Here is a 17,418-nt window from a genome sequence, read left to right on the forward strand (position 1 = left end):
CCTAGGCGAGTGCGTTTTGATAGCGAAGACTCACCGGTGAAACGTTCCGCAAGACGAAAACCTTGCCGCGCAACGACCTCCGGTCGATCTGACCATACAGCGTCAATGACATTCTGTTGCGTATCAAGTAGCTCACGGCCATCCAGTAAACTTTGCCAGCGCTCAAATTGCGTCTGACATACGGTCTTAGCGTCGACACCAATTTTGCCCTCGACGTCTGTATTCGCTTCAACCCACGCCATCGCTTGGGCATCACTTAAATCACCAATTTCAAAATCGGTCGTATCGACCTGACGTTTGACCTGAACAGTGTAGCGCCCATCGACAAATACCGACGCACTGGTCAGCGTCACAATCACTAAACCCGCCGATCCCGTGAATTTGCTGACAAATCGCATACGCTCGTTTGATTCGGGGATATATTCCCCTAAAAACTCATCGGCACGCGGAACGATTAACGCATCTAAACCTTGCTGCTGCATTTGGTTACGCAACTCTGAAAGCACTGCCACATAGCCTCCTTAACAGTGAAGATCAGTTCAATACTGACCTGATAATTTGATGCGCAATCCCTTACCTTCCGGCTGCGCAATTAACGATAGATTTTGACGTAAACGCTGTTCGGCTGGACCACTGGGCTCAATCAACAAATCAACCGTGTAGTTTTGATCTTTGGCTCGCAATTCGCCTGCTGCCTGAACAGCACCTTTGAGGGTGGTAACGGAACCTATAATATCTGGTCCCTCAGAAGTCAGCGCCAACTCGTAAGAACCCAAACGAACGCGATCGGTCTGTGTTAGCCATACCGCATCTATCCAGCGTAAAGATCCCGTCAAGGCCAACACGCCTCGGCTTTGCGACCACTGCAAATCTGGAAAGCTGAATTCAAAGGCACCGTCTACTGCCAAGGGTGCAAACAAGCGCACAATTGCGGCAGGAATACGGCCCCGGACATGCTCTAATTGAATCGATTCCAAGGAATCCAAGGTCACTTTGGCCTGCATCCATTGACTGCCGAGCTCGGTTGAAAATGCCACGGTTGGCGACAACGACAGCAAACTCATTGGCGACAACTGCCATTCGACCTGCCCCCAACTGATAATCTCGCCGTTAGCACGCGCCGACAAACTTTGGGCTTTGCCCCTCCAAATCGAACCATGAACGCCTTCTAGATAGACATGTTGTTGAGCGAGCGGTTTCACCAGAAAGCTTGCGGGGGCATTCACGAGCACGCTACCCACAAACACCACCAGAACTAGACTCAAGGCATAGCGCAGTTTCAATTTAGCCACCCTGTGCCAGACGAATCGTCGCGGCAACCATACCCACATCGGACTGCGATAAGTTCACTTCGCGAACGATAACACCCTGCTCGATTTCTAGAGCGTGTAAAAATTGGGCAACGTCATTGAACACAACGCCTTCAAACCTTACCTGTAACTCCCCATTACTGCTGGGCTGCAAACGAGCAATGGGCAAACCTTCAGCCTGACTCGCCTGGTTAATCAAGTTCATCAAGGTGGTTTTAGGGCCTGCGGCGCTGCCTTCACCTCGTAGGCCACTGATCTCGGCAACCATCGCGTTGACTCGCTGCTTAACCTCCAGTGCTCGCGCGTTTTGCTGAAGTGCCTCGTCTCTTGCGTCTGCCAGAGGAGCCAATACGCCCATGAGCAGGCTGTAACACAGCACAAAGACGCCAAGCACAGCCAAACTCAGCTGTTCACTTTGTGTTCGAGCTAAAAACCATACTTTCATTGTTGCCCTCCCACGCGCAGTCGAGCACGCACCTGATCACCCTGCGCATTAGAATTTTCTAACTCTACCTTGAGACCGGCACTCGCGAGTTTCGAGCGCAAAGTTTCCAGAGCGTCGAAATCCGACGCCATTAAGGTTAAGCCCAGCTGGCCGTTGCGATCGGTGTAGTTTAAATTGATGAGTTGTGTACCCGGTACCGCATTAAGCACAACGCCGGCTTGTTCGAGCAGACTCATAAATCCCGCGCTTTGCGCATCGCCCCGCAACGATCGCAACTGTCGTTCTAGCTGCTTTTCGGCATCCACGATCGCACCCTGGGGATAAACTTCACGGTAGCGTGTTTCGATATCGCGCCTTATGTCTAAGTTCACACTTTGCGCCTGCTGAAACTGCGAGTAAGACAGTGCTCCCTGAATAAGTGCGGCACCCAAAAGAGTAGCGGCAACCCAACGCCACTGCTGCCACCAACTCGCCCATGGTAAAATTGGGGCGTAACTGCCCTGACGTAAATTCAGCAAAGCCGGAACTTCACTGCTCATCATGACGGCATCCAACCACCCGCCCTTACGCACCAGCATTAAGTCTTTCAGCGTGGTGTCTAAGTCCGGAAGCTCAGATTCCGATGGGCTATACACCACAATAGAGTCCGGCGCGCCAGACTCTAAACTGGCGCTTAAAAATACGTTTAACAAGTCAGGCTGACACACGAACGCACGTTCGTTAGAGACCCTGACAAGACAGCGGCTGGCCTCGACGACGACGACCCATTGGCTTGAAGACACGGGTAACAGCAGAGTGTCGGGCACCCATTGTCCAACAGGACTAATCGCAGGCTCTTGCTGCCAGTCGTCCATTAACGCTTTGCGAACAACAGCGACTGCGACCTCACCCTCATTGAGCCATCGGTGGGCAAAATGTAACTCGTCAATGTCTTCTGCCAGCCGATCTTCTAAACTGTAAGGCAAAGACTGCGAGAGCAGCTTTCGTTCGGCCTTTTCGACCTGATGGGTCAGCAAGGTCGCTTGTTCACTGGGAAAAGCAAACACAACGGAACTGCGGTCGTTTTGCAGAAGGGCATGAAGTTGCGCCATGCCATCCGGCGTCGCAAGCGGCACAGGAGTCGCGTGTACTTGCAGACGTTGCAGTACTAGGACCCCCGATTCATCGTATTTGATTACGGCTTTCACACCCAACCTCGCTTGTTGGTTATCATAAACTCGATCCTTGCACCCGGGTCAGCACGCGAAACTGCCCGTTTTTGCGCGAGAGCACAGAGTATAGTTGCTGAGAGCGTTCCGCAACGGAGGCCTCGGCCATCAGTAAAAATGTATTCGTTTTTTCGGTCAACAAAGGCTGCAGCGCAGCTCGATCATTCTCGGTAAAAAACGGATCTTGCAGCAATTCATCCACCGAACCAAACCCAAGTTGATCGCGCTGCTCGACCAACATTTGCACGTCAGAAGCTAACTTTGGTTCGAGCTGCTCGCCACCCGGCAAAGCCTGCAGCACTCGCAAAGGTGCCGTATGAATATTTATCTTACCACCGTCATCGGGCCAAATCGTCACCAAAGGCGCCAACTGCTGATAGATTTCCCAGGTAACACCTTCGATGGCCATCAGCTCGCTGGGGCTTACCCACATCCGATTGGCCGCGCGATACGGTGGCTGCTTAGACTGATACACCAAATCCTCAGCCCCATTGGACCGGGGGTTGTTATCACCATCGAGCCAATCACCAATCGCATTGACAATGGCCACGGCTTGAAAGCGGTCAAGCAAAGGGCCGTCATCATTACCCAAAGTCAGTAGCAAGCGCACAAAAATGCGCTGATCCAAGGTGAGAGCGGAAGAATCCGTGGCCCCGGTGTTACCAACCAAGGTATTCAAGTTAAAACGCCCTTCTAAATCCTCCAATCGACCCACTAAATAGCCGCCTTCGTCTAGAGGATAGGGCGGGCTCTGCTCGGCCCAAACTTCCATGAGCGTGTCGCGCGGCAACTCGGTTTGTGCGTCCAGCTCGTTATCGAGCTGCAGTAAATTAAAGGCCAATTGCTCTGCACCCAACAAGTAAGCATAGGTCTGCTGACCCTGAAACCCGTTAGCCATTCGCTGATAAAACAGCTGACCTTCTTTTTCAATGCTGACCAACAACGCAGCGCACAGGGCAAAAATAAGTAGCGCGACCACCAGCGCGGCACCGCTTTGACGACTAGGATTGCGGCAATACATACACGCGCTCCATATCCCCTAGGCCATCTATTGTTAGGCGTATTTCTAGCGCCACCGGCAACTCCTGATTAGGTGTTCCCTCGACGCCCCAATCTCGTAGCCACCGTGAGGTATCAAGAGTGCCATCGCTCGGACGCGACGGCAGACTCGAGATCAACTCGGGCGACAAAAACACAACGTCGAACCGTGTCACCCCCTCTAACATCGCTACGGCGCCATCCCCGGGCACCGTTGGGTTATCCGGATCGAGTCGATAACTGCGGTCGAGCACGGTCGAACGCATACGATACAAGGTGTTGTCGTCTAAGTAATAATACACGCGTTCTAGATGGCTGCGCGGCGTCGACCCCATACTCATCCAACCTGAGCGGGTCAAACCCAACATCCCCCGGTAACTGTCACCACCGATCATAGCGGGCTCGGTAAAACCCAGCTCATCGCGAATTGACCGGTTAACGCTTTGATTCACATCGCGGCTGATCATGCGCAAGGCTTTGCTGAGCTCGCTTGTTCTGTTCATCGCCTGGCGAGTTTGGTCTAGGCTATCTAACACCGCCGACAAACCGCTGTAGGCAATGCTTGCGACCACCACAGTCAGAGCCATGGCAATCAGCACCTCGATTAGCGTAAAACCTTGCTGTTCGCGGGAGCACTTCATTACGAGCCCTCTTCACGCAGAAAAAACACGTGCGTTAACAAGGGCAAGTCGTCGTCCTCGGCAGCAAAGATTTTGAGTTCGTAACGAAAAAAGAAGTCTACTGGGGTTTTTTCTTTTGTTAACAACCAGGTCCACTGACGATTCGCTAGGGTAACTTCGCCGGTTTGTTTACCATCAAGTTTGAAACCACGTGTTTGTGTAAGCAGGTGAACTTCGGCCCACTTGTTTTCAATCACTTGCGAGGCCAGCCATTTGTCGCGCAAATACCCAGTGTTATCGACTTGCTGCATGTATACGAATAGCAGTGCCGGAAGAGCCACCGCCACCACGGCCAAAGCGACCATTACCTCAACCAAGGTAAAGCCAAGCTGTCGTTTTGAGGGCCTCATGGCTGCTCCAACATCGCTTTGGCACCACCGAAGATCGTCCACTCCACGCGCCAAAATCGCGACGTGTCATTGTCATCTGTAATAATTAGACGGCCCGCGCTCATTTCGCCACTGGGCAGCAAACGCAACACAGGTTGCCACTGTTCTGTCTCGACGGGCCGCGCCTTGATATCCACCAAGGTACCCTCTACTTCTAACTCGACCTCGAGTTCGGCATCAAAGCGCAGAGCTTGGCTTAGCACCTGATCATTCACACTGACCCAGCGGTTGTCTTCGATGTGTTTATAGGTAAGCAGGATGTCGCGGCTGTCCGATGTTACGCGTTCCGCAAATAAGCCATACACGGCGTTGGCGTACTCCGCTTCTTCTAGGGCGTAGTTCAAGGTTCGAGCAAATTGCTGGGCGGCGTCTTGTGCTAGACGATCACGTGTGGGCGAACTGACATTGAGCATAACCACCGAAGCGACCATCACGATCACGAACACTGCGACCAGTATTTCGATTAACGAAAATCCTCGGTGGCGCTCAACTTGCATTAGGCGGTCGGCTTGGTCCAATTACCAATGTCGGCGTTCTGTTCTTCACCGCCTGACAGACCATCTGCGCCAAGCGAGTAAATATCGACTTCGCCATTTTCACCGGGCTGCAAGTACAGGTAAGGTCGACCCCATGGATCCAGTGGCAACTCGGGCAGGTAACCACCCTTCTTAAAATTGCGGGGCTCAGGGGCGATCGAGCTGGGGGCGACTAGAGCTTCTAAGCCCTGCTCTGTGGAAGGATAGACGTAGTTATCGAGCCGGTAAATCTTAAGCGCTGTTTCAATCGCTTTAAAATCCGCGTAGACCTTCTGCACCCTTGCCTCGTCTGCCCGATTTAATACCGTTGGCGCCACGACACTGATTAACAGTCCCATAATGACCAGTACGACTAAGATCTCGATTAAAGAAAACCCTTGCTGTTTCATCCGCTACCTCACCATCGAATTCAAATCAAAAATTGGCAATAAAATCGCCAATACAATTGTTAACACCATGCCGCCCATGAATACGACCATCAGGGGTTCAAACAAGGCACTGACCGTACCCATCGTCATTTCAAGCTCGCGCTCTTGGTTAGTGGCCGAGCGCTCGAGCATTTGCTCTAACTCACCGCTCGCCTCGCCACTGGCGACCATGTGCACCATCATGGGCGGAAAGCGACCGCTGGCCGCCAGGGCACGATGCAGGCTGCCTCCTTCTTCGACCGCTTGGGCCACAGCACTGGCGTCCTGGCGAAGCACCAAATTGCTGAGTACTTGACCCGCAATTCGCAAGCCCTCTAACAGTGGCACACCACTGACCATTAGAATACTCAATGTGGACGCAAAGCGGGCGGTATCCATAGCAATCACGACTCGGGATACGAAGGGTATTTTTAACAGCGCCCGGTGCCAACGCCGTTTATTGTTGGGCTGCGCCACCCAATAACGCCACGCAAAAATAACGACCACAATAGTGACCAACAGCCACAAACCGCGATGCTGCAAAAAATCACTGACGGCAATAAGACCCACGGTTAGAGGCGGCAGATCGGTCTGAGTGTGCGCAAAGATGCCCACCAGCTCCGGCACAACGTAGACCATCAAAGCGACAACCACCGACACAGCCACCCCCAGCAAAATAAAGGGGTAAATCAGCGCCATCATCAATTTCTGCTGCGTGTATTGCCGCTGCTCAGTGTAATCAGCTAACTGCATCAGTACTTGCGCCAAAAATCCGGCGTGTTCACCAGCTGTGACCATCGCGCGATACATTTCGTCAAAGACCTTAGGATACTCGCCCAAGGCGTAAGCCAAAGTGTAACCTTCGGCGACTCGAGCGCGCACCTGTAATAACAGAGCCTTGAGTTTGGGCTTACGAGACTGTTCCGCCGCGGCGCGCAAACTCTCGTCAATAGGCATATTAGATTGAATTAAAGTCGCTAACTGGCGAGTCATCAGAGCCAAATCGCCGGTCGACACTTTCGTCGCGGTAAATAGAAATGCCAGCGATTTTCGATCGTTAAGCGCCACCTTGCCCGCATCGTCGATAGCCACAGGTCGCAGCGAGCGCTCGCGCAACAAGGCCCGCACGTGGCGATCAGAATCGCCCTCTAACAACCCCTTTACGAGCTTACCATCGGCGTCTAAGGCTTTATAGCGAAAAGCTGGCATGGGTTATCCCATGGTGCTGGTTACGCGCAGCACCTCTTCTAACGAGGTGCTACCGCTTAAAACTCGAGCCCGACCATCGTCTAAGATCGCGGGAGATTTTGCTCGAACGGCGTCGGTCATCGCTTGCTCGCTGGCACCGTCGTGGATGAGCGTTTGCAGCGCGCGATCCACGTCAATCCACTCGTAAATGGCCGTTCGGCCTTTATAGCCCGAGCCGTTGCACGCGTTACAGCCTTTAGGGTGATAGAGGTGATCAACCTCGGCGTCATCGGGCAAACTCAGCAATTTACGCTCAGCGTCGCTCAATGGCCTCGCCTCTTTGCACTGCTTACACAATAGGCGAATGAGACGCTGGGCCATCACCGCCACGAGACTCGACGACAGCAAAAAAGCTTCAATACCCATATCGCGCAACCGCGTAATAGCGCCAATAGCGGTATTGGTGTGTAAAGTCGACAGCACCAAATGGCCTGTCAGCGAGGCCTGCACGGCAATTTCCGCGGTTTCTAAATCGCGGATCTCGCCAACCATAACCACGTCGGGATCTTGTCGCAGAATCGCCCGTAACCCCCGAGCAAACGTCATGTCCACTTTGGAATTTACTTGAGTTTGGCCAATACCGGGCAGCATGTATTCCACAGGATCTTCGATGGTCATAATGTTACGCGAAGTCTGATTAATGTGGGTAAGCCCCGCGTATAGCGTCGTAGTTTTACCAGAGCCGGTAGGTCCCGTGACCAGAATAATACCGTAAGGACGCTTTAGCGCCTCGGTGTAGCCGGACAGGACTTGCTGAGGCATCGATAGCTGCTGTAACTGGAGCTGTCCGGCTTCTTTGTCTAATAATCGCAGCACCACGCGCTCGCCGTGGGCCGATGGAATTGTCGACATCCGGATGTCAATGGCGTGGCCTGCAATTCGCACTGAAATACGGCCATCCTGAGGAATACGCTTTTCGGCAATATCCAATTTCGCCATCACTTTCAAACGACTCACTAACAAGGGCGCGAGCAAACGCTTCGGGGACAGTACCTCAGCCAAAATGCCATCCACGCGAAAGCGCACGCTCAAGCGGTCCTCGAAAGTTTCAATGTGAATATCTGAGGCTTTATCGCGCACCGCTTGCGACAGAATCGCGTTAATTAAGCGAATAATGGGCGCGTCGTCTTCAGCGTCCATCAAATCGCCGGTTTCAGGAATGGCTTCAGCTAAACGCGACAGATCAACATCTGCCCCCAAGTCCTCGGCCATTTGCACGGCTTCTTGGTTATCGCGCTGGTAAGCGAGAGTTAAGGCCCTCTGAAAGGTCTCGCTGTCGACTTTGACGACGCTAAACCCTTGCCCCAAAATGCGTTGAACCTCGGCCAGAGTCTCGAGCTTTGGATTGCCGACGCTTAACAGCTCATAACCCGCATCGCCCGCACGCAGCACAACGCCAGCCTGCTTAGCATAGGAAAAAGCCAAACGCACAGGCGCACGCAGCCCGCTCATACCCGCCTGGTCAGAGGTAGCCAGCGCTTCGCTCATTGCTGCTCCTGCATCGCATCAAGCGCCTGAATATCGCGTTGCCACTCGGGCAACACCGGCATACGATCAGAATTCAGCAGATTGCTGCCCTTGGCTCGGCGCTGTAGTTGCTGCTCTCGGATGAATTTGTATTTGCTAGCAGTCGCGTTATCTAAGGCTCTATCGTCACGAATAATGGTGGGGCGAATAAAGATCAGCAAATTCGTTTTCGTCACTTCAACCGCATCGTTACGGAACAAACGCCCAAGCAAAGGAATACTGCCAAGGACAGGCACGCGCTGCGTTCCATCCTGCACGTTATCTTTGATTAACCCACCTAACACGACGGTTTTGCCATCACCCGCTAGCACTTTGGTCTGGATCTTACGTTCGTTGGTGATCAAATCCGAGGCAATCGACGACAAGCCCGTTAAGCTCGAGACCTCTTGCTCGATATCAAGCACCACCGAGTCACCGTCGTTAATATGCGGCGTCACGGTAAGAGTAATACCCACGTTCTCGCGCTCGATGGTCTGAAACGGATTCTGAACCCCGCTACCACCGCTGCCAGTGTTGGTATACGCACCCGTCACGAAAGGCACATTCTGGCCCACCGTGATATACGCTTCTTGATTATCGAGGGTCAGTAAGGTCGGCGTTGACAAAATATTGGCATTTGACTGCTTCTTCAGCGCGTTCAGGATGACGGTCATCGACAAGTCGTTATCAATAGCCCCCCACCCTAGAGTCAAGCCTGGTGAGCCCGCCAGCGCAGCGGCGAGCTGCCCCAAGTCGAAATCACCCACAGGGTTTGCCGCATCGGCATTACCACCTAACACCGCTGAAGATATCGCACCCGCCGTGCTGACATCGGAAGAGACACTACTACCATAAACCCCAGAATCGTTGGCGAACAGCCACTGCAAGCCCAGGCTTTGTCCATCAATGACTTCCATTTCTACGATGATGGCTTCTACCAGCACCTGCGCTCGACGAATATCCAACTGATAAATGACCGATTCTAATGCCGCCATCTCGTCTGTGTCGGCCGTAATAATCAAGGAATTGGTACCTTCGTCAGCTTCAATGGTCGCATCGTGCCCACCACTGGTTTTGCTTTTAGACGAGTCTAGCCGTCCGATATTTTGCATGACTTTCGTCAGAACTTGCGCCACGTCGGCGGCTTTGGCGTACTTCAGATAGACAACTTTGACATTACCCGCGCGCTGCAAAGGTGTATCTAAGTGCTCAACCAAAGCGCGCATACGTGCTCGTTGCAGCTCATCGCCCGTCACTAATACGCTGTTGGTGCGCGTGTCGGCTACCAACAACACAGTTTCTTCACCACCGGCTTGCGCCGCCTCAGACTTATTCAGCTGCTCAAGCATTTTGACCACGTCTTCAGCAACGGCGTATTCTAAGGGCAAAATATCGGTTTCCTGAATGGCCGACTGATCCATCTGCGAGATCAGTTCATTAATGCGGGAAATATTGGACGCCAAGTCCGAGATGACGATTGCGTTACTGGGGGTATACGCGGCCATGTGGGCTTGTTGTGGTACCAAAGGCCGCAATACTGGGATCAACTTAGCGGCGCTGATATTTTCTAACCGAATCACCTGGGTGACATACTCACCCGCCGGTGTCGAATCGTTTTGCGATGGATCCGTCACTGCTACAGGGCTCGAGCGCGCGTCTTTATTTTGAACAATACGAATGACGTCGCCCGACCGAACGGCGGTGTAACCGTGAACATCTAGAATCGACAAAAACAGACTGTACAGCTCGGTGGTTTTGATGGGCTTACTGGACACCACTTTGACCTTACCCTTCACTTGCGGGTCGACAATGATGGTCGTGTCGGTCACCTCGGCAACAAACTTGATGAGTTCCTGTATGTCGGTGTCTTTCAAATTCACCGTATATTCTTGAGCTTTCACTGCAGGGCCGGCGAGTAACATGCACATACCCAGTACCGCTGCCGCTGCCTGAAAGGGCTTGCGCACGCCAATGAATCGAAAACTGCGGTTTACCATTCTTATCACCTATAAATCAGGGACGATCACCGCCCACTTGCACGGTAAGGTTCATTTGCGAGCCCCCCCGTTGAATTACAAAATTTGCTTCACTTGCGCTTTTCAGCATTTGATACAGCACCAGAGCATTGCTCGGGTCTGACAAACTCAAACCATTGACCTCGGTTACAACATCGCCAGGACGAAACCCAAGGGCTTGAAACTCTTCACCTTTGGGGCCTGGAGACACTCGGTACCCTGCCAACTGTCCATCGGCACTGCGCACAGCCGCCACCGAGACAAGTTCAGATAAAGATTCTGGGTTATCGTAATACCGATCACGCTGTCTCGCATCTAGTCGCGCTTGCCGTTCAGAGCGTGCCAAATCGCGCTCGTTGGGTTCATTCGCGTCGGAGGTCGGCGCAGCACTGGGCGCTTGCGTGGGTTGACGTACCGCGGGCTTCGCGGTCGACATCAGACGCTTGGCCAAGGCACTTTCATCGTAAAGCTTTAACAGCTCATAGGTGCCGTTATTGTCCAACACCACGCGGTCTGGCAACACCTTGGCAAGAGAGACGCGCCCGCTAACAGGCAAAGCATCGCTCACTCGATAAATCGATTGGTCTTGACGGTACTGAATAATGGCCTGACCCAAGCCATCACTGCGAGCCGCTAGCACCCCAACTAACACGAGGTCGAGGCGTGTTTCTTTGGCGCCGTCTTCAATACCAACCGCCGGGGCAGCAACTACCGTAGGTACTGCACTCCCGTTGGCTTCACCAAATAAGTGCCACGCTTTCATTGCATCGATATCAACAGTGACTTGGGACGTGTCGACGGCATCGACGACGACAGTAGGTGCGGGCACCTCAATATTGGTGTCGACGAACAACCAAGGCACTTTTGCCAGATTGAGTCCCACCCAAACTAACGCAGAAGCAATAATCGCAAGGCGTAGCCGAGCCAACACAAGATCCTGAGAAAGCCATCTCGTTGCGGTAGTCAGGGCCTGTGGAAACTGCGCATTCGTCATTATGTTGTGTCTTGCCGCCTCTGTTGCTCGATTGTAACGCTAAACGTCCCAGTCTATCGAACAAATACGACAAAATGACGACAGCCTTGCGTTGAAGTGTCCCAATCGGGACTCAGCAGAGTCTATCGACTCTAGCGCAAGGTTGCCAGATCAGAATGCTTCGAGATAACACGGTACATTTCAGGGATCTGCTCGACGCTATTCGCGGAGCAATTCAGGTCGCGCAACAGGCCGTCCTTTAGACGATAAATCCAGCCGTGTACGTCCAACTGCTGCCCGCGAGCCCAGGCGTTTTGCACAATCGTAGTTCGGCACACGTTGGCCACTTGACTCATCACGTTCAGCTCGCACAACAGATCGACTTTTTCGTCGTCGCTGTCCAGAGCATCAAACTTTTCTTGGTGCGCAAATTGAACGTCTTTAATGTTGCGCAACCAATTATCGATCATGCCATTGTCAGCGTCCTCATAGGCCGCTCGAACACCACCACAGTTGTAGTGCCCGACCACCAAAACATGCTTGACCTTCAGCACATCGACGGCGTATTGCAACACCGTTAGGCAATTAAAGTCGGTGTGAACCACCATGTTGGCAACGTTGCGATGCACGAATACTTCACCCGGCAATAAGCCGACGATCTGGTTGGCGGGCACCCTGGAATCCGAACAACCAATCCACAGGTATTCAGGGCTTTGCTGGGCGGCAAGTTTGGCGAAGAAGTCTGGGTCAGCTTCGTGTACTTCGCGCGCCCATTCTCGGTTGTTGCGAAACAACTCTGTAATACTCGTTCGACTCATAACACCCCCGGAAAGAATGGCACCATTCTAAATCTAAGTAGGATGCAGTCCAAGCAAATCACACCTAATGCGACAAAGTCACCTTGCAAAGCCCGCCAAAAAGCCCTATTGTTCGCCGCACTTAGGGGTGGCTTTGGCCTGAGATACTTCGGTAAACCCTTTGAACCTGATCCGGTTAGAACCGGCGTAGGAAAAGTGTAGATAGATTCAAGCTTCTCACCTCACCTTCTCCCGGTTCTCTCTTTAGCCAATACGGGAGAGACCTCATGAAAAACTGCAAAACGACATTAACAAGCGCCATTCTGCTCAGTGGCATCGCGCTCGCGCACGCCGATAATCCGCTGGAAGAAATTATTGTGACGGCGGAACATCGCGACTATTCCATTTCACAAACTGCAACGAGCGTCAGTGTGGTTACCGCCAGCCAGCTCGCTAGCCAAAGCGCTTTGCATCTTGAAGATGTCATGCGCCGCATCCCCAACCTGAATGCGGCCAGCGGTGCTTCTCGCAACCGCTATTTTCAAATTCGCGGCATTGGCGAACGCAGCCAGTATCAAGAGCCCATTAATCCGTCGGTAGGCTTACTGGTCGACGGCATGGATTTTAGCGGACTGGGCTTAAGCGCGAGCACGCTCGATATCGACCAGGTAGAGGTACTGCGCGGCCCGCAAGGCACCCTGCACGGCGCTAACGCAATCGCCGGTCTGATCTCTATTCAGTCTTCAGAACCCAGCCATGAAAGCGCCCACCACATTGAACTAGGATTGGGCAATTATCAATCTCAAAGCTGGAAACTCACCAGCACGGGGCCATTGCAGGCCAACCTGAATTATCGACTTGCCTTAGGTGGCAATACCAGCGACGGCTGGATTAAGAATGCAACGCTAGGTCGCGCGGACACCAACAACATTGATGAGCAACAAGCTCGACTGAGGTTGCAGTGGCAAGCGGACGGTTACCAAACCGATTTGGGCATAATGACTGTCGACGCCGACAACGGCTTTGACGCCTTTTCCTTGGACAACACGCGCACGACACTGTCGGATGAACCGGGTCGGGATCGTCAGAAGACCCGAGCCATATGGCTTCGCCATCAGCATGAATTTGGCGACTATCAGCTGAATGCACAAATCAGTCACAGCCGCAGCGATACCGAGTATAGCTACGATGAAGATTGGTCCTACGTCGGTATCGCGCCCGACTGGGAATATTCGTCTTTTGATCAATATCGGCGAGACTATCGCGGCCAGGAAATCGACATAAAACTGACGCGCACCACCCCGAATGGTGCTTGGCTAGTGGGCGTATACAGCCGCGACAACGACGAGGAGCTAGAGCGCAACTACACCTACTTGCCTGCACTCTTTGGAAGCCGCTACGATACCGAGTATCGGGCCGTGTACGGCCAAATCGATCGGGACCTTAGCGCTTCGCTGCAAGCGCAATTGGGTTTGCGTTACGAGAATCGAGAAGCACGCTACAGCGACTCCGAAGCCTTAAACAACCAATCCGATGATGACTTTATCGGTGGTAAACTGGCGTTTCTATGGCAAGTCAACGATGCGCATCGCGCGTATCTGTCAGTCAGCAAAGGCTATCGTGCCGGCGGTGTCAACACCAACGTATTGGCCTCTATTCCCACAGCAGAAACGCCGGAGCAAACCGCGCTTCTGCGAGGTCAGCAAGTGTTTGACGAAGAGACTCTTTGGAATGTTGAACTGGGACTGCGCAGCCTTTGGCCTGAGCTCGGTCTGAGCTGGTTTAACACCCTGTTTGTAATGGAGCGCGACGACCAGCAGGTTAAAGGCTCATTGGTCTTGCCGCGCCAGGACGGCAGCACCAACTTTATCGATTACGTGAACAATGCCGCCAGTGGCTCTAACACGGGTATAGAATCAGAGCTGGTATGGCGCGCCGGCGAGTCACTCACCGCAACCGCTGCCCTGGGGCTTTTGTGGGCTGAATTTGACAACTACATCAACGCCGACGGGCAGAATTTATCCGGCCGAGATCAAGCGCAAGCACCGCGCTATCAATACGCTCTTGGACTTGACTACCAAATCAACCCACACTGGACATTCGGGGCCACGATGGAAGGCCGCGATGACTATTATTTTTCGGACCGTCACGAGGCCAAAGCCCGCGCCATTCATTTACTCAATGCTCGCGTGCGCTACCAAGGCGAGCAGTGGTATGTACAGGCCTGGGCTAAAAACCTGGGCGATGCCACCGTGACCGTTAGAGGGTTTGGTAGTTTTGGTAACGACCCGCGCAAATTTTACGTGACCGAACCCTATTATCAATTCGGTGCGCCGCGAACCTTTGGCATTACTTTGGGCTACGAGCTTTAAGGAGCAAAACATGCAACTCACCGCCGAACTGAGCTTATACCCACTGAGCGAAGACTACATCACGATTGTCCTGGCTTTTATCGATCGACTCGAGCAATGCGAAGAACTCACTATCCGCCGCAACGCCATGAGTACGCAGATAAGCGGAGAGGCCACACAGGTCATGCAGGTCATACAAGCTGCGCTGACCCAAAGCTTTGAAGAATTTGGCAAACAGGTCTTGACGGCCAAATTCATTCCCGGCGAATTCAGCTTGGATGGCGCCGAGTGAACACCGCGGCACTCATCGAGTGGCTGGCGGTCGCTTTTGGCCTTGCCTATCTTATCCTCGCCATGCGCGAGCACATTGCCTGTTGGATCATGGCCTTTATCAGTACCAGCTTATTTTTCTGGCTGTTCTGGGAGGCCAAGCTCATTATGGAAAGCGCGCTGCAAGTGTACTACCTGATTATGGCGGTCTATGGTTACTGGCAGTGGACGTCGGGCGAGCAAGGCCAAGAGCGCACCATACAAACCTTGGGTCCACCTCAACATGCATTCATAGTTGCAGGCATTGCCGTATTAACGCTGGGTAGTGGCTACTGGCTTGAACAAAACACCGACGCGGTCCAACCCTACCTCGATTCGTTTACTACCTGGGGGGCCATTATCACGACCTACTTGGTGGCCATTAAAGTGCTCGAAAACTGGCTGTATTGGATTGTCATCGACCTGGCGTCAATGCAACTTTATGCGAATAGCGAGCTTTGGGTGACGGTGGGATTATTCGGCTTGTATGTGGTACTTGCTGTGCTAGGTTATTGGACATGGCGAAAACACTTTCAAGCACAGAACGCGAACTCTTAGCTGGGCTCTTGGGCTTTAATCCCTGCAGCGCTGCTTATCAGCGCTTAGAGGGGTCCAGCCATAACCTACTGCGGTTTACCTTGCGAGGCGATTTGCTGGTCGCCAGATGGCCCAAAACCGCTCGCCCCGGCGCCATTTGGTGGCGTGAGTTGAGTGTTCAGCAACTCGCAGCACAGCACGGGCTGGCGCCACACACGCTGGCACTTCAGGCCGATAACCAGAGTACACTGCTGCGCGGGGCCGATCCCTTGCGACTTGGATTAAGAGAGGTTGCCAAGCTCTTGCAGCAGTGCCATCAGCTCCCCAAAGTCAGCCAAAAACTGGACATCGCACACGCGTTTCGCTACTGGTTTGAATCCTGCCAACACCTGCATCGACCCTGGACGGCACAGGCAAACCAACAAAAGGCTGAACATGCCGCTCTAAAATTCTCTGAGTTCGAAACCCGCTTGGTGCAAAGCCACGGCGATTGCGTGGCGACCAACGTCCTGCAACTAGGTAATCGCGTCGTGTTGATCGACTGGGAATATCATTGCCTTGCACCGCGCTGGTGGGATTTAGCCATCTACGCCGAATCGCAACAACTCAATAGCGACGCCACCCACGACTTGCTGCAGAACTACTGCCAAGCTCAGCCATCACGCGAAACACGCTCACAGCTTAAGGCTTTTAGAACGATTTATGCGGAACTCGCAATCCTTTGGCACTGCGCTACAATGCACGCTCCTAACCACTACCAAACGCCCTAAGCGACATGTCTAACCCACCCTGGCACATACTCGGCTTTGGCGTCATCGGTCAGTTAATGCACGCTGGATTTAGCCGATCAGGACAGCAGTGTCTGGTTATTGCAAAGCCCAACCAACCGCTACCTGCACACCACACGGTGCAATATCAAAATCATACCGAGACCTTTGATATTAAGGTCTTTGTGCCCGGCGACCATCCAATCGAGCGACTGGTCGTCTGTACCAAAAGCTACGATGTCACCAAAGCGATTACCTCCATTAAACACGCGCTATGCCCCACGGCTCAGATTGTTATTATGGTCAATGGCTTAGTCGACTCACTTGAAATTGCCGAGCTCACCACAGGGTCGGTGTATTGGGCACTCACCACCGAGGGTGGTTATCGTAACGAGGCGCATCACACCGTGCATGGAGGCAGCGGCGTCACACGCTTGGGCTCTGGACCAGAACCCGACTGGTTAAGCGAGTGGCAAAAGGCCGTGCCGAATAGCCATTGGCACACAGACATCGACCCGTACCGCTGGGAGAAACTGTGCGTCAATGCCGTCATTAACCCCTTGACCGCACTCCATCAGTGTTACAACGGTGAGCTTGAAAATAGCGAGCTCAAGGCGATTACACAAACTGCTATTGACGAGGCTCGCGCAGTACTAGAGGCACTGGGATTTACGCTGCAGGCACAAGGGTTTCACAACACCTGTTGGGAGGTCATTCGCAAAACGGGCGCCAACCGCTCGTCAATGTTGCAAGATACCACCCTGAAGCGGCGCACTGAGATTTCGACTATTTTACCGCCACTGCTTGCAGTTGCTGCAAAACATCACGTGGCTACCCCACAGCTCAAAAACACTTTGACTGCATTCCAGCAGCGTTTCCCGGAGCTTTGTTAAACCGTGGTG

Annotated in this window: 19 protein-coding genes and 1 riboswitch; of the genes, 5 read left to right on the top strand and 14 right to left on the bottom strand. The window is 53.0% G+C overall.

Annotated features, from left to right (window positions below):
• The 14 genes from ACTF5Z_RS05540 to can form a co-directional block, all read right to left on the bottom strand.
• A partial coding sequence (locus tag ACTF5Z_RS05540) for an aminopeptidase P family N-terminal domain-containing protein (RefSeq protein ID WP_438984813.1) occupies positions 1 to 512 on the bottom strand: 512 nt, incomplete at its 3' end.
• Positions 513 to 539: 27 nt separating this feature from the next.
• Positions 540 to 1,283, bottom strand: coding sequence for a type II secretion system protein N (gspN, locus tag ACTF5Z_RS05545; RefSeq protein WP_438984814.1), 744 nt, complete (start codon positions 1,281 to 1,283; stop codon positions 540 to 542).
• A 1-nt stretch (position 1,284) separates the two neighbouring features.
• A complete protein-coding gene (gene gspM / locus ACTF5Z_RS05550) occupies positions 1,285 to 1,755 on the bottom strand; it encodes a type II secretion system protein GspM (protein ID WP_438984815.1) in 471 nt (156 codons plus the stop codon).
• Positions 1,752 to 2,942 (bottom strand): type II secretion system protein GspL, encoded by a 1,191-nt coding sequence (gene gspL / locus ACTF5Z_RS05555; RefSeq protein ID WP_438984816.1) that lies wholly within the window; start codon positions 2,940 to 2,942, stop codon positions 1,752 to 1,754. Before gspL ends, gspM begins: the two co-directional genes overlap by 4 nt.
• Positions 2,943 to 2,964: 22 nt before the next feature.
• A complete protein-coding gene (gene gspK / locus ACTF5Z_RS05560) occupies positions 2,965 to 3,984 on the bottom strand; it encodes a type II secretion system minor pseudopilin GspK (protein ID WP_438984817.1) in 1,020 nt (339 codons plus the stop codon).
• On the bottom strand, positions 3,965 to 4,642 hold the full coding sequence (gspJ, locus tag ACTF5Z_RS05565; RefSeq protein ID WP_438984818.1) for a type II secretion system minor pseudopilin GspJ: 678 nt from the start codon (positions 4,640 to 4,642) through the stop codon (positions 3,965 to 3,967). The genes gspK and gspJ overlap by 20 nt, the downstream gene beginning before the upstream one ends.
• Positions 4,642 to 5,031, bottom strand: a complete 390-nt coding sequence (gspI, locus tag ACTF5Z_RS05570; RefSeq protein WP_438984819.1) for a type II secretion system minor pseudopilin GspI — start codon at positions 5,029 to 5,031, stop codon at positions 4,642 to 4,644. Before gspI ends, gspJ begins: the two co-directional genes overlap by 1 nt.
• Positions 5,028 to 5,567 carry a type II secretion system protein gene (locus ACTF5Z_RS05575; RefSeq protein WP_438984820.1) on the bottom strand — a complete coding sequence of 180 codons (540 nt, stop codon included), beginning with the start codon at positions 5,565 to 5,567 and terminating at the stop codon, positions 5,028 to 5,030. Before ACTF5Z_RS05575 ends, gspI begins: the two co-directional genes overlap by 4 nt.
• Positions 5,567 to 5,995, bottom strand: coding sequence for a type II secretion system major pseudopilin GspG (gene gspG, locus ACTF5Z_RS05580; protein WP_009575556.1), 429 nt, complete (start codon positions 5,993 to 5,995; stop codon positions 5,567 to 5,569). Before gspG ends, ACTF5Z_RS05575 begins: the two co-directional genes overlap by 1 nt.
• Before the next feature lie 3 nt (positions 5,996 to 5,998).
• Positions 5,999 to 7,222 (bottom strand): type II secretion system inner membrane protein GspF, encoded by a 1,224-nt coding sequence (gene gspF, locus ACTF5Z_RS05585; RefSeq protein ID WP_438984821.1) that lies wholly within the window; start codon positions 7,220 to 7,222, stop codon positions 5,999 to 6,001.
• A 3-nt stretch (positions 7,223 to 7,225) separates the two neighbouring features.
• Positions 7,226 to 8,749 (bottom strand): type II secretion system ATPase GspE, encoded by a 1,524-nt coding sequence (gene gspE, locus ACTF5Z_RS05590; RefSeq protein WP_423849071.1) that lies wholly within the window; start codon positions 8,747 to 8,749, stop codon positions 7,226 to 7,228.
• Positions 8,746 to 10,764 carry a type II secretion system secretin GspD gene (gspD, locus tag ACTF5Z_RS05595; protein WP_438984822.1) on the bottom strand — a complete coding sequence of 673 codons (2,019 nt, stop codon included), beginning with the start codon at positions 10,762 to 10,764 and terminating at the stop codon, positions 8,746 to 8,748. The genes gspE and gspD overlap by 4 nt, the downstream gene beginning before the upstream one ends.
• A gap of 16 nt (positions 10,765 to 10,780) precedes the next feature.
• Positions 10,781 to 11,776: a type II secretion system protein GspC gene (gene gspC / locus ACTF5Z_RS05600; RefSeq protein ID WP_438984823.1), complete on the bottom strand. Its 996-nt coding sequence runs from the start codon at positions 11,774 to 11,776 to the stop codon at positions 10,781 to 10,783.
• A gap of 131 nt (positions 11,777 to 11,907) precedes the next feature.
• Positions 11,908 to 12,573 carry a carbonate dehydratase gene (gene can, locus ACTF5Z_RS05605; protein WP_009575708.1) on the bottom strand — a complete coding sequence of 222 codons (666 nt, stop codon included), beginning with the start codon at positions 12,571 to 12,573 and terminating at the stop codon, positions 11,908 to 11,910.
• A gap of 113 nt (positions 12,574 to 12,686) precedes the next feature.
• A riboswitch (TPP riboswitch) is annotated at positions 12,687 to 12,783 on the top strand.
• A 56-nt stretch (positions 12,784 to 12,839) separates the two neighbouring features.
• On the opposite strand from can, the gene ACTF5Z_RS05610 reads away from it, so the two are divergent.
• Genes ACTF5Z_RS05610 through ACTF5Z_RS05630 form a run of 5 tightly spaced genes read left to right on the top strand, consistent with a single transcriptional unit; the run spans position 12,840 to position 17,409 of the window.
• A complete protein-coding gene (locus ACTF5Z_RS05610; RefSeq protein WP_438984824.1) occupies positions 12,840 to 14,924 on the top strand; it encodes a TonB-dependent receptor in 2,085 nt (694 codons plus the stop codon).
• Positions 14,925 to 14,934: 10 nt separating this feature from the next.
• Positions 14,935 to 15,195: a YkoF family thiamine/hydroxymethylpyrimidine-binding protein gene (locus ACTF5Z_RS05615; RefSeq protein WP_438984825.1), complete on the top strand. Its 261-nt coding sequence runs from the start codon at positions 14,935 to 14,937 to the stop codon at positions 15,193 to 15,195.
• Positions 15,192 to 15,770, top strand: a complete 579-nt coding sequence (gene pnuC, locus ACTF5Z_RS05620; RefSeq protein ID WP_423849066.1) for a nicotinamide riboside transporter PnuC — start codon at positions 15,192 to 15,194, stop codon at positions 15,768 to 15,770. Before ACTF5Z_RS05615 ends, pnuC begins: the two co-directional genes overlap by 4 nt.
• Entirely contained in the window at positions 15,731 to 16,519 is a 789-nt protein-coding gene (locus tag ACTF5Z_RS05625) for a phosphotransferase (RefSeq protein WP_438984826.1), read from the top strand. Before pnuC ends, ACTF5Z_RS05625 begins: the two co-directional genes overlap by 40 nt.
• Before the next feature lie 5 nt (positions 16,520 to 16,524).
• The gene (locus ACTF5Z_RS05630; RefSeq protein ID WP_438984827.1) at positions 16,525 to 17,409 is read left to right on the top strand and encodes a ketopantoate reductase family protein; all 885 of its coding nucleotides are present in this window, start codon (positions 16,525 to 16,527) and stop codon (positions 17,407 to 17,409) included.
• Positions 17,410 to 17,418: the final 9 nt, after the last annotated feature.

The sequence above is a fragment of the Aequoribacter sp. genome, assembly GCF_965659035.1.
Classification (GTDB): Bacteria; Pseudomonadota; Gammaproteobacteria; order Pseudomonadales; family Halieaceae; genus Aequoribacter.

Bases quoted from the DNA above. Each gene is read 5' to 3' on its own strand.
- ACTF5Z_RS05610 (WP_438984824.1), top strand. From the start codon at position 12,840: ATGAAAAACTGCAAAACGACATTAACAAGCGCCATTCTGCTCAGTGGC.
- gspK (WP_438984817.1), bottom strand. From the start codon at position 3,984: ATGTATTGCCGCAATCCTAGTCGTCAAAGCGGTGCCGCGCTGGTGGTC.
- ACTF5Z_RS05630 (WP_438984827.1), top strand. From the start codon at position 16,525: ATGTCTAACCCACCCTGGCACATACTCGGCTTTGGCGTCATCGGTCAG.
- gspI (WP_438984819.1), bottom strand. From the start codon at position 5,031: ATGAGGCCCTCAAAACGACAGCTTGGCTTTACCTTGGTTGAGGTAATG.
- gspD (WP_438984822.1), bottom strand. From the start codon at position 10,764: ATGGTAAACCGCAGTTTTCGATTCATTGGCGTGCGCAAGCCCTTTCAG.
- ACTF5Z_RS05575 (WP_438984820.1), bottom strand. From the start codon at position 5,567: ATGCAAGTTGAGCGCCACCGAGGATTTTCGTTAATCGAAATACTGGTC.
- ACTF5Z_RS05625 (WP_438984826.1), top strand. From the start codon at position 15,731: ATGGCGAAAACACTTTCAAGCACAGAACGCGAACTCTTAGCTGGGCTC.
- gspF (WP_438984821.1), bottom strand. From the start codon at position 7,222: ATGCCAGCTTTTCGCTATAAAGCCTTAGACGCCGATGGTAAGCTCGTA.
- gspC (WP_438984823.1), bottom strand. From the start codon at position 11,776: ATGACGAATGCGCAGTTTCCACAGGCCCTGACTACCGCAACGAGATGG.
- gspG (WP_009575556.1), bottom strand. From the start codon at position 5,995: ATGAAACAGCAAGGGTTTTCTTTAATCGAGATCTTAGTCGTACTGGTC.
- gspJ (WP_438984818.1), bottom strand. From the start codon at position 4,642: ATGAAGTGCTCCCGCGAACAGCAAGGTTTTACGCTAATCGAGGTGCTG.
- gspM (WP_438984815.1), bottom strand. From the start codon at position 1,755: ATGAAAGTATGGTTTTTAGCTCGAACACAAAGTGAACAGCTGAGTTTG.
- gspE (WP_423849071.1), bottom strand. From the start codon at position 8,749: ATGAGCGAAGCGCTGGCTACCTCTGACCAGGCGGGTATGAGCGGGCTG.
- can (WP_009575708.1), bottom strand. From the start codon at position 12,573: ATGAGTCGAACGAGTATTACAGAGTTGTTTCGCAACAACCGAGAATGG.
- ACTF5Z_RS05615 (WP_438984825.1), top strand. From the start codon at position 14,935: ATGCAACTCACCGCCGAACTGAGCTTATACCCACTGAGCGAAGACTAC.